The sequence below is a fragment of the Caulobacter sp. P1_B12_2 genome, assembly GCF_056406675.1.
Genome location: NZ_JBFTZS010000098.1, coordinates 1 through 12,055, shown reverse-complemented (window position 1 = coordinate 12,055; position 12,055 = coordinate 1). Strand labels below are relative to the sequence as shown.

Below are 12,055 nucleotides of genomic sequence, written 5' to 3'. Positions count from 1 at the left end.
GCGATAGGTGACGTGGGGGCGGTGGCCGTCGGCGGGGAGTTCGGCCAGCACGGGGCTGTCCCCCTCCGTCGGCTTCGCCGCCACGTCCCCCAACGGGGGAGGATTTATGGCGCCCGGATGCTCCCCCTCTGGGGGAGCTGTCGCGGAGCGACTGAGGGGGTCCGCGCTGAGCAACGCTTCCTGATCAGCCAGCGCCGCCGCAGCAGCAGCATCGCCCACGACTTCGAAGCGTACAGTGTCGCCCGGCGCCAGCTGACCCGCCTTCCATAGATCGGCCTGGATGATCACGAACGGGCACACGAACCCGCCCAGCGACGGCCCATCCGGTCCCAGGATGATCGGCATGTCGCCGGTGAAGTCGACCGCGCCGATGGCGTAGGCGTTGTCGTGAATGTTGGACGGGTGCAGCCCGGCCTCGCCGCCGTCGCGTCGCGCCCACTCCGGCTTGGGACCAATAAGCCGCACACCGGTGCGGTTGGAGTTGTAGTGCACTTTCCAGTCCGTGCCGCCGATCATCGCGACGTCGGCCAGGGTGAAGAAGTCCGGCGCGCCGTGCGGGCCGGGCAGGACGCGGATGGTCCAGGCCTTGGTGGCGGCGGGACGCACGGCCTGGGCAAGCGGCGCGGCGGCCGTCGTCGGCGCGGCGTCGGCCAGGCGCAGGACATCGCCGGCCGTCAGATTGCGACCGGCATGGCCGCCGAAGCCGCCCAGGGTGAAGGTCGAGCGGCTGCCCAGATAGACCGGCACGTCCAGCCCGCCCTGGAACAGCAGATAGCCGCGCAGGCCCGCGCCGACCACGCGACCGATCTTCAGGGTCTGGCCGGCGGCGACGGCGATCGGGGCGTAGGCGTCGACAGGCGCGCCATCCAGCTTGGCGTCGAACGCCGCGCCGGTCAGGCAGACGACGGCGGCGCGGTTGAACTTCAGGGTCGGGCCGAGGGCGGTGACCTCCAGTCCGGCGGCCTCCTCGCCATTGCCCAGCAGGCGGTTGCCCAGCCGGAAGGCCAGGGCGTCCATCGGGCCTGACGGCGGCACGCCGACGTCCCAGTAGCCCTGGCGTCCGGGCCAGTCCTGCACCGTCGTTGCTGGGCCGCCGCTGAGCACCTGGATGGTGTCCGGCGTCCAGGTCACGCTCTCCAGCGCCCGGGTCGAGACCTCGCCGCTGACGAAGGCCTCCGAGCGGACGACTGTGCGCAGCCAGTCGAGATTGGTTTCCAGTCCCGCCAGCCGCGTGTCATCGAGCGCCGACTGCAGAGCCGCCACCGCCGCTGGTCGGTCGGCCGCCATGACGATCAGCTTGGCCAGCAACGGGTCGTAGAAGGCGCTGACCTCGGTCCCGTCCACCACCCAGCCGTCGGCGCGGACGCCATCGGGGAACGACACCTGCGTCAGCACGCCAGAGCTGGGCCGATAGTCCTGGGCTGGGTCCTCGGCATAGAGTCGCACCTGGATCGACGCGCCTTTGGGCTCGGGCGGCGCCACGTCGAGGAAGGCGAAGTCGCCGGCCGCGCCGCGCACCATCCACTCGACCAGATCGACGCCCGTCACCTGCTCGGTGACGCCGTGCTCGACCTGCAGCCGGGTATTGACCTCCAGGAAGAAGAAGTCGTCGCGCTCGGCGTCGTAGAGGAACTCCACCGTGCCGGCCGAGCGGTAGTTCGCCGCCGAGGCCAGGCGGACGGCGGCGTCCAGCAGGGCCGCGCGGGTGGCGGCGGGCAGGCCGGGGGCGGGGGTCTCCTCGACGACCTTCTGGTTGCGCCGCTGCAGCGAGCAGTCGCGCTCGCCCAGGGCCACGACCTTGCCGGCCCCGTCGCCGAACACCTGCACCTCGACGTGGCGGGCCTTGCGGACATAGCGCTCGAGGAACACCCCGCCGTCGCTGAAATTGCCGGTCGCCAGGCGCTGCACGGCGGCGAAGGCCTCGGCCACCGCCTCGGCCGTCTCGCAGACCCGCATGCCGATGCCGCCGCCGCCGGCCGTGGCCTTCAGGATGACCGGAAAGCCGATGCGCTCAGCCGCTTCCAGCGCCGCGGCGGGATCGACCAGCAGATCGGTGCCGGGCGCCAGGGGCACGCCGTGGGCCTGGGCCAAGTCGCGGGCCGTGTGCTTCAGCCCGAAGGCGCGGATGTTGTCGGCGGTCGGGCCGATGAAGGCGACGCCCGCCGCTTCGCAGGCCTCGGCGAAGCCGGCGTTCTCGCTGAGGAAACCGTAGCCTGGGTGAATGGCCTGGGCGCCGGTCGCCTTGGCCGCCGCCAGGATCAGGTCGCCGCGCAAATAGCTCTCGGCCGCCGGGGCCGGGCCGATCCGCACCGCCTCGTCGGCCAGGCTGACATGCAGCGAGCCGGCGTCGGCGTCGCTGAACACCGCCACCGATTTGACGCCCATGGCCTTCAGGGTGCGGATGATCCGGCAGGCGATGGCGCCGCGGTTGGCGATCAGGACCTTGTCGAACATCGCGAGCTATTCCGAAACGATCATGCGCACGGGCGTCGGATTGAAGCCGTTGCAGGGATTGTTGATCTGCGGGCAGTTGGACACCACCACGACGACATCCATCTCGGCCCGCAGGTCGACATAGAGGCCGGGGGCCGAGATGCCGTCGACGATCCCCAAGGCGCCGTCCGCCTCGACCGGCACATTCATGAACCAGTTGACGTTGCTGACCATGTCGCGCTTGCCGCGTCCGTGGCGGGCGTTGGCGGTCAGGAAGTTCTCGACGCAGGCGTGCTGGGCCTTGGTGTGATGGCCATAGCGCAGGGTGTTGCTCTCGCACGAGCAGGCGCCGCCGATGGTGTCGTGGTAGGCCACGGCCGTGGCGGTGACGGTCATCATCGGCGCGCCCTCGTTGGACAGCAGCACCGAGCCCTGGCGCAGGAAGACGTTGCCCTGGGCGGCGATGGTGTCTTGAGCGCTGTAGCGCTCGGCGTCGTCGGCGGCGTTGTAGGCCAGGAAGTCGACGGCCTGGTTGCCCTCCAGGTCGACGATCCGCAGGGTCTGGCCGGCCTTGACCGTGTGCAGCCACGGCGCGCGAGCGGCGACCACCTCGTCGTGGACGACGGCGCCGGCGAGGGGAGGAGCGGAAACGGTCATCGGGTCCTCAGCGACGGTAGTAGTCTTCGACGTTCAGGAAGGCGCGCAGCCCCTCCGGCGTCGCGTTGCGTATCGGGTCGGCCTCGGAGGTCACGGGACCGCGCCAGGCGGTGGCGCGCAGCGGCGTGACAGCGTAGCTGGGGCGTGGGTCCAGCACGTGCGGGCAGTTGGCCAGCACGACGATCAGGTCCATCTCGGCCCGCAGGGTGACGAACCGGCCGGGCGGATAGGGACCGATGTCGATCACGGTCTCGCCGCCCTGAGCGACGCGCACTTCCTTGAAGAGGTTAAGGCAGGGATGGATGTCCTTGCGGCCCAGACCGAATTTGGCCACGCCCAGCGAGAAGCGGTCGCGGGCGTTGGGATGGGCGCCGTGGTTGAAGCCGTCGCCGTACCTGCGGGCGTTGCTGGCTTGGTTGGACGCGCCGCAGAAGGCGTCGTGGGTTCCGGCGGTGTCCTCGACCAGGCTGGCCAGCACGCGCCCCATGTCGGACAGCAGCAGGCGGCCCTGGCCCAGATAGCCGTTCCACTGGACCTTCAGGGTGTCGGCGATGTTCAGGCGTTCGACCGGGCGCTCTGCGTTGAACAGCAGCAGGGACGGGCTGGCGTCGCCGGCCAGGTCGGTCAGACGCAGGCGGGTTCCGCGGGCGATCTGGCGGCTGGCGTAGCCGCCGGGCGCGATGGTCTCGTCCCAGACCAGCTCGGCGGCGGCGACGCCTTGCGGCAGATCGACGGCGTCGGTCGCCGGCACGGTGGGCATGGCTTCGGCGCGGGTCCCGGCCTGGGCGCGGGCGTGGGCCTGGGCGGCGTAAGGATCGGCGGTGCCGCTCATCAAACGACCTCTCCCTCTTCGCCATGGAAATGCAGCGGCGGCAGCAGGGCGGTGGTCGTCACCAGCTTGATCTGCTGGACGCCGCGCACCTTGCGCAGGTCGTCGCACAGCTGCCGCAGGCGCTCGAACGGCCCCTGGACCAGCAGGACCTCCATCGCCTGGTCGTCTTCCAGGAAAACGTTCTGGGCCGAGATCACCTCCTTGACGAAGCCGAGCTGGGTCTGGGCCAGGGCGTGACGCACCCGGCCGCTTTCGGCCCGGTAGATCAGGGTGATCGTGCCGGCCAGGACGGCGTCGGGGCGCTCGGCGCTGTGCTCCGCCAGCTCGTGGCGGATCAGCTCGGCGATCATCTGCGAGCGGCTGGGCAGGCCGCGCTCGGCGACCATGGCGTCCAGTTGCGCCATCAGTTCGGCCGGAAGGCTGATGCTGAGGCGCGCGAGGGTGGAGGAAGTGTCCATGAGAGTCATGGGTTCTGAATATTACGAAACATGCAACGAGTAATACCGTTGATGAAATCGCCAGGCGTCGGGCGCCTCGGTTCTAGGCGACCACCGACTGATCGTTACGCAGGTGCGAAGCTGGCGCATCTCGACCGAGACGCGCCAAGGCGCATGTCGAGGAGCTGGCTGGAAATGATCAGGATGCGTGTGGCCGCGCGCCAAAGCCGGCTGGGATAGAAGCGCTGTTCCCGATACGAAAAATCCGGCCGTTAGGCCGGATTTCGTCTCGATGCCGGAGGTGGCTCCGCGGGTAGGATTCGAACCTACGACCAGCCGGTTAACAGCCGGCTGCTCTACCACTGAGCTACCGCGGAACAGGTCGCCTCAGGAAGAGGCCGGGTGATAGCCGCCCGTTTGACTCGGTGCAAGCGCATTCGGACAAAAAAACAGCCCGGTCGACGACCGGGCTGTGGAAAGTCAGTGATGGTGGGGTGTCTTCAAGAAAGACCAGTCGAAATTGGGTCTTTATGGTTAATCAGACCTTAATTTCACCTGCGGCCAAATGGCTCCTCCAAGGGGTTCTTCGGGCTTCTTCAGGGCTTGATCAAGCCCGCGGGCAGCGTCTGGGCGGCCACCGCGACCTGGGCCTTGGCGGCGGCGTCGCGCGACGAGGCGCCCAAGGTGAGCGTGTAGTCGCCGGCCGCGACCGACCAGCCGTGGGCCTTCTGGTTCCAGGTGGCCAGCAGGCGCGGATCGACCGTCAGGGTTACCTTGGTGGTCGCGCCGGGCGCCAGCTCGACCTTCTTGAAGCCGGCCAGGCGCTGGGGCGCTTCCCAGCCGCCGGCCTTGGGCGAAACATAGACCTGGGGCACGGCCTTGCCCGTCCGCTTGCCGGTGTTCTTGACGTCGAAGCTGACGGTCAGGGCGCCGCCCTTGGCTTCGGCCTTGAGGTTGTCATAGGCGAAGGTCGTGTAGGACAGGCCGTGGCCGAAGGCGAACATCGGCTGGTGGCCCTTCTTGTCGAACCACTTGTAGCCGACCGCCGCGCCTTCGATCGTGTAGTCGACCGCGAACAGGTCGTCCGGCTTCTTGGGATCGCCGTCCAGCACCGGGCGAGGCAGTTGGTCCAGGGCGGCGGGGAAGGTGACGGGCAGGCGGCCCGAGGCGTCGACCTCGCCGGTCAGCACGCGGGCGATGGCCTCGCCGCCTTCCGAACCGGGATACCAGGCCTCGACCACGCCGCCGACCTTGGAGAGCCAGGGCATCAGCACCGGGCCGCCGGTCTCCAGCACAACCACCGTCTTGCCGTTGGCCGAGGCCACCGCGTCGATCAGGGCGTCCTGGTCGTTCTCCAGCGTCAGGGGGCTGTCGAACGACTCGCCGTTCCACTGGGTGGCGAACACCAGCACCACGTCGCTGGCGGCCGCCAGCTTGGCGGCGGCGGCCTTGTCCTTGCCATCGGCGAACTGGATGTCGGCGCCGGGCAGGCGAGCCTTCAGCGCCTTCAGCGGCGAGGAGGGGAAGTAGATCATCGGACCCGGCCAGGAGGCGGGGCCCTCGCCGGTCACCGCGCGGCCGCCGATCGGATAGACCTGCGAAGAGCCGCCGCCCGACAGCACGCCCACGTCGGCATGGCCGCCGATCACGGCGATCTTCTTGGCGCCGGCGACCAGAGGCAGCAGGCCCTTGTCATTCTTAAGCAGCACGACGCCTTCCTCGGCGTCGGCGCGGGTGACCTTGGCGTGGGCGGCGTAGTCGATCGTGGCGATCTTCACCGGCTTTTCGACCACGCCGCTGGCGAACAGGCCGCGCAGGATGCGGCGCGCCATGTCGTCCAGACGGGCCTGGCTGACCTCGCCCTTGGCCAGGGCGTCCTTCAACGGGCCCTTGAAGAAGGACTGCTTGTCGAAGGCGTCGCCGGCCGACTCCTGGTCGAGCCCGGCGTTGATCGCCTTGGCGCTGGAGTGCACCGCGCCCCAGTCGGACATCACGTAGTTCTTGTAGGCCCAGTCCTGCTTGAGCACGGTGTTGAGCAGGAAGGCGTTCTCGCAGGCGTAGTCGCCGTTGATCCGGTTGTAGGCGCACATCACCGAGTGCGGATCTGAGTCCTCGATGGCGAACTGGAAGGCCAGCAGGTCGGACGTGCGGGCGTCGGCTTCGCCGATCTTGGCGTCCAGCACGAAACGGCCGGTCTCCTGGCCGTTCAGGGCGTAGTGCTTGATGGTCGAGACGATGGCGTTGGACTGGATGCCCTTGATCTGGGCCCCGACCATCTTGCCGGCCAGCCACGGATCCTCGCCGCCATATTCGAAGTTGCGGCCGTTGCGCGGCTCGCGAACCAGGTTCACGCCGCCGGCCAGCATGACGTTGAAGCCGGAATCTCGGGCTTCCGAGCCGATCATCGCCCCACCGGCCTGGGCCAGTTCGGGGTTCCAGGTCGCGGTGGTGGCCATGCCGGAGGGCAGGGAGGTGCGCTCGCGCTTCTTGGGTTCGCCGCCCTGGGTGGCCACCCCGACGCCGGCGTCGGTCTGGAACTGGGCCGGGATGCCCAGGCGCTCGATGCCCGGCACGTAGCCGGCCGAGCCGGGCAGGGCGTCGGCCACGCGCTTGTACTTCGTGCCCATGTCGGCGCCGAAGAAGCCGAAGATGATCGTCAGCTTCTCGTCCTGGGTCATGGCCTTGACCGCCGCGTCGGCGCGGGCGTCGGCGTCGAGCTTGGGATCGAGCCACGGACGAGCCGCGGGCGCGGCGACAGGCGCCTGGGCCTGAGCGCAGGAGGCCATGGCGCTTACGGACGCGCCGAGCATCAGGGCCAGGGTCAGGCCCCGCCAGGTGTGTCGGTTCATAGTACCTCCCACGGTCTTGTTGGCGCGGGCGAGGGCTCGCCGACGCGATTGGAACTTCGGTCTAGCCGGCCCGGACCGGGCCGGTGGATTCGCGGATCACCAGGCTGTGCTGGGTCAGGATCGTGGCCGCCGCCTTGCCGAGCGCCTCGTTGGCGTTCCAGGCGTTGAGGGCGGTGATGGCCCGCTGGGTCATCTGGTCGAAGGGTTGGCGGATGGTGGTCAGGGACGGCCAGATGGCGGCGGCGATCGGCGCGTCGTCGAAGCCGACCACCGACAGGTCGTCGGGCAGCTTCAGGCCGCGCCGCTGGGCTTCCATGCAGGTGGCGGCGGCCATGTCGTCATTGGCCGCGAAGATGGCGGTCGGCGGATCGGCCATGTCGAGCAGCGCCTGGGCGCCGACGAGGCCGCCCTTGAAGGTGAAGTCGCCCGGAACGATCAGCGCCGGATCGGGGCGGGCCTTGCCCGCGGCGGCGTAGGCTTCGTTGAAGCCGTTGCGGCGCAGGGTGCTGGCGGCGTGGTCTGGATGGCCGGCGATGTGACCGATCCGTTCGTGGCCCAGGCTGAACAGGTGCTCGACCACCTCGCGGGCGGCGGCGCGGTCGTCCATGACGATGCTGGGCGACAGGGAGTCGGGGCTGGTCGGCGAGATCAGCACGCAGCGCACGCCGTGCTCGCGCAGCAGCGTCTTGAGCGGCGCGAAGTCGCACTCCGGCGGCAGCAGCACCATTTCGCGGATGCCGCCCTCGGTCACGAAGGCGCGGATGCGGTCCTGCCAGCCGGCCATGTCGCCCTCGACCAGTTCAGCCGTCAGGTGGCGGCCGTTCTGAAGGCAGGCGACCATCAGGGCGTGGTGGACGCGGGTCTGGTAGCCGCCGCTGGGGTCGCCCATCAGGATCCCGACCGCGGGAGCGGCGTGCGAGCGCAGCACGCGCGCCACGGCGTTGGGATGGTAGTCGAGCGCCTGCATGGCCTCGCGAACCCGGTCGCGCGTCTTAGTGGTGACGCTCTCGTGGTCGTTCATCACCCGCGAGACGGTCTTGGGCGACACGCCTGCTCGCAGCGCCACATCGTGGATCGTCGCCATTACCCGTCGCACCCAGAACAAATGATCGCGCCGCACCCGATCACGCAGATCGCCGCCGCCCCGTTCCGCAAGCCATAGCTCAGCCCGACAACGATGTCATGTATGTGGACATTAAATGTCCGTAAGGGGACATGGTAGCGGTCAATTTCGGACAATTCGAGACATTGAAGATTCGAAAATCTAGCTGACGCAACGGAATCCGTCCTTGGAAAAGAGGGCGTCGGTCCCTGCGGCATAACCGATGTTGTGCGAGTTCGAGCCATGCATTTCCAGTTCGCCACTTCGTTTCTCGAACGAAGATACATAGGAAAATCAATTATATAGACCTATTTCGCTTCTCTTGGCCGTCGTCATTCGCCCCCTTTTGGGGGTGTTTCGCGACAGGCTCGGCGACAAAATGACAACGTTGACATTTTGATTGACACGAACAGGACATTTGTCGATCTTGGGTCACGGCTGGGGAGGGCGTGAGCCAGCGTGTGCGTCGAGGGACGCAGGGGTCGCCAGAGACTTTCACCTGAAACTTGGGTGCGCCGGGCAGGCCGGCGTCCTCGAAGACAGGCGAATTGAGACGCAGCTCCGTCGAACCCGGCGGAGTCGAGAACGGCCATAAAAACGTTTGGGGAGCGAAGACCTTGTCCAATCCACGAAACCAGTCCGCTTTGGCCCGGGGGATGACCCTGGCGCTGCTGGCGGGCGCCTCGTCCATGGCTCTGGCCACGGGCGCCTACGCCCAGACCGCGTCGGACGCCTCGCAGGTCGAGGAAATCGTCGTCACCGGCATCCGCGGCTCGCAGATGCGCTCGGTCGACGTCAAGCGGCGCGAAGCCTCGATCGTCGACGCGATTTCGTCGGAAGACATCGGCAAGCTGCCCGACACCACCATCGCCGACTCGCTGCAGCGCATCCCGGGCGTGCAGATCAAGCGTGACGCCGGCGAGGGTGCGACGGTCAACATCCGCGGCCTGGCCCAGGTCGTCACCCTGCTGAACGGCGAACAATATCTGAGCGCCGGCAACATGGGCTCGGCCCAGCCGAACCTGCTGGACGTGCCCGCCCAGCTGATGAACCAGGTGCTGGTCTACAAGTCGACCGACCCGACCAACGCCCTGTCGGGCATCACCGGCACCATCGACCTGCGCACCCGCCGTCCGTTCCAGCTGGAGCAGGGTCTGTCGATCGCCGGCGGCCTGGAAGGCCAGCGCGGCGAGCGCACCAAGGAAAACGACTACCTGATCAACGGCCTGGTCAACTGGCGCAACGAGCGCGTCGGCCTGATGGTGGCCGCCACGGCCAGCAAGGCTAACCTCGGCAACAACTCGTCGGGCGTCGTCGGTCTGTCGGGCAACAACGACTGGGGCGGTTCGGCCGCCAACAACTTCATCTCGCCGCACGGCTTCGAAAGCTTCCACCGTGAGGTCGAGCGCAAGCGCCTGGGCGTCAACGTCGCCTTCGAGGCGGATCTGGGCGAAGGCTTCACCCTGATCGCCGAGGGCTTCTACGCCAAGCTCGACGAATACAACCGCGCCGCCGGCATCAACATCTCCAACCGCTGGGACGGCGGCGCCTTCGGCGTCTGGACCACCCCGACCGTGTTCGAGCCCACCGGTCAGAACAGCACCGGCAACGGCCGTCCCTGGGTGGCGGTCGACGAGTACGACATCAACGCCTGGTGGGTGAACAGCTTCTCGGTGAACCGCACCACCAAGTCGGAGACCAAGAACTACAACCTCGAACTGAAGTACGACAACGGCGGCAACTTCACGAGCGAGGTGCGGGCCATCCGCGCCAGCGGCAACCGTCTCAGCATGAACGGCCAGGCCCAAGGCGACCTGAGCAACTGGCAGTATGCGGACGGCCGGTTCAACCTGTTCCGCAATGCGGCCGACCGCACGCGCGGTCCGTTCTATCCGGCGGGGATCTGCGCCCAGTATCCAGCGGCGCAGCGTAGCAACGCCGTCGTCGGCAGCGCCGGCGGCTGCTACCTGAACCCGAACCCGGCCGGCTACGGCGCCAATCCGCAGTTGCACTACAACATCGGTGGCAACAAGGCGATCTGGAGCGGCTTCGACCGTCCGCTGGTCGGTGGTCTGGGCGCGGGCAAGACGCTCAAGGACTACATGGCCAACAAGGACAGCTACGCCATCGGCGCGTTCTCCTCGGAAGGCAACAACGAGGTCGACTCGGACATGAACGTGTTCCGGGCCGAGGGGCACTACAAGTTCGACGACAAGTTCCTGGGCTTTATCACCAAGATCGACGCCGGTGTTCGCCAGAGCGACCGCACGGTCAATGTCGAGGCCTTCCACCTGTTCTCGCCGTTCTACGGCGGCACGCCGGGCGCGGTTCAGGCCAACGGCACGCCGGTGCCGGCCGCGGGCTGTTTCGCCCAGTGGAAGGCCATCGACGTCGTCATGGACCAGAACCAATGCCAGGCGGGCGAATTCGTGCCCAACCCGGCCGGCGGCGCCCCGGTCTTCCAGGGCTACACCGTCAACCGTCCGACCAAGATCGACACCTACAACAACGTCATCTGGATGGACGACCTGGGCTCCATCACCCAGGGCATCCCGGGCTTCTGGGTCGTCGATCCGCATGACTTCGACGACGTCGCCGCCTTCCAGAAGAAGGTGTTCGGCGCGGCGGTCCGCTATCAGATCCCCGGCGTGACCTATGACGTGACCTTGAAGGAGCAGAGCGCCTATGGCGCGGCCAACTTCGAGATCGGCAAGCTGTCGGGTAACGTCGGCCTGCACGTCATCCAGACGCACCTGCTGGTGAAGCAGAACCTGACCGGCGACACCCAGAACTACGGCGACACAAACCTGGACGTCGGCGATACGGTCACCAGCCGCAAGTACACCGACTGGCTCCCGTCGTTGAACGCCGTCTACGACGCCACCGACCACCTGAAGTTCCGTTTCGCCTATTCCAAGACGATGCAGCCTCTGGATCTGCAGAACTACGGCGGCGGTCTCAGCATCTCCACCGCCGACTGCGGCACCAAGCCGGGTCGCTGCGTGACGGGCGCCAGCTCGTCGGGCAACCCGTACCTGGATCCGTGGCGTTCCACGAACTTCGACGGCGCGGTCGAGTACTACTTCGGCGGCGCGTCGATGGTGAACCTGTCGGTGTTCAAGCTGAAGATCGACAGCTTCGTGACCGGCGGCACGACCCGTGGCACGTTCAAGGATCAGGACGGCACGCCGCGTGAAGTGAACGTCAACCAGCCCATCCAGGGCGACGGCGGTTCGGTCAAGGGTCTGGAAGTCGGCACCAAGCTGGCGTTCAGCGACCTGCTGCCCGACGGCGGCTTCTTCTCGAACTTCGGTGTCGACGCCAACGCCACCTACTCGCCCAGCTCGGAGTCGCGTGTCGGCCTGGACGGCAAGAAGCTGCCGTTCACCGACAACTCCAAGTACCAGTACAACCTCGTGGGCTGGTATCAGGACGACAAGTGGCAGGCCCGCGTGGCCTACAACTATCGGACCGATCGCCTGAGCAGCGTCTCCGGCAGCTCCGGCGACAACCTGGCAATCTTCCAGGACGCCACGGGCTTCGTCGACGTGAACCTCAGCTACGACGTTCGCGAAAACGTGGTCGTCTACGTCAACGGCTCGAACGTGACCGGCGAGATCGAGAATTACTACGTGAGGTTCGCGGACGGTAAGACTCAGTACTTCAGCCAGAACCAGTTCGAGCCGCGCTACACCATCGGCATTCGCGCCAAGTGGTGATCTAGACCCTAGTCCTTCCCTGCGGG

The 12,055-nt window shown here is 67.5% G+C and carries 7 protein-coding genes and 1 tRNA gene; 1 reads left to right on the top strand and 7 read right to left on the bottom strand.

The annotated features are described in order from the left end of the window. The 7 genes from AC1DZ6_RS08440 to AC1DZ6_RS08410 form a co-directional block, all read right to left on the bottom strand. Positions 1-2,454 (bottom strand): 5-oxoprolinase/urea amidolyase family protein (locus AC1DZ6_RS08440; protein ID WP_477096749.1); only part of this gene is annotated, 2,454 nt, incomplete at its 3' end. 6 nt (positions 2,455-2,460) lie between these two features. Continuing rightward, a complete protein-coding gene (locus tag AC1DZ6_RS08435) occupies positions 2,461-3,090 on the bottom strand; it encodes an urea amidolyase associated protein UAAP2 (protein ID WP_477096748.1) in 630 nt (209 codons plus the stop codon). A 7-nt stretch (positions 3,091-3,097) separates the two neighbouring features. Next, positions 3,098-3,922, bottom strand: coding sequence for an urea amidolyase associated protein UAAP1 (locus AC1DZ6_RS08430; RefSeq protein ID WP_477096747.1), 825 nt, complete (start codon positions 3,920-3,922; stop codon positions 3,098-3,100). After that, a complete protein-coding gene (locus tag AC1DZ6_RS08425; RefSeq protein WP_477096746.1) occupies positions 3,922-4,389 on the bottom strand; it encodes a CopG family ribbon-helix-helix protein in 468 nt (155 codons plus the stop codon). The genes AC1DZ6_RS08430 and AC1DZ6_RS08425 overlap by 1 nt, the downstream gene beginning before the upstream one ends. A gap of 272 nt (positions 4,390-4,661) precedes the next feature. Then, a tRNA-Asn gene (locus AC1DZ6_RS08420) sits at positions 4,662-4,736 on the bottom strand. 219 nt (positions 4,737-4,955) lie between these two features. Then, positions 4,956-7,208, bottom strand: coding sequence for a beta-glucosidase (locus AC1DZ6_RS08415; protein WP_477096745.1), 2,253 nt, complete (start codon positions 7,206-7,208; stop codon positions 4,956-4,958). A 61-nt stretch (positions 7,209-7,269) separates the two neighbouring features. After that, positions 7,270-8,292 carry a LacI family DNA-binding transcriptional regulator gene (locus AC1DZ6_RS08410; protein ID WP_477096744.1) on the bottom strand — a complete coding sequence of 341 codons (1,023 nt, stop codon included), beginning with the start codon at positions 8,290-8,292 and terminating at the stop codon, positions 7,270-7,272. Between the two features lie 674 nt (positions 8,293-8,966). Here AC1DZ6_RS08410 and AC1DZ6_RS08405 point away from each other — a divergent pair. Continuing rightward, positions 8,967-12,029, top strand: coding sequence for a TonB-dependent receptor (locus AC1DZ6_RS08405; protein ID WP_477096743.1), 3,063 nt, complete (start codon positions 8,967-8,969; stop codon positions 12,027-12,029). Positions 12,030-12,055 lie beyond the last annotated feature (26 nt).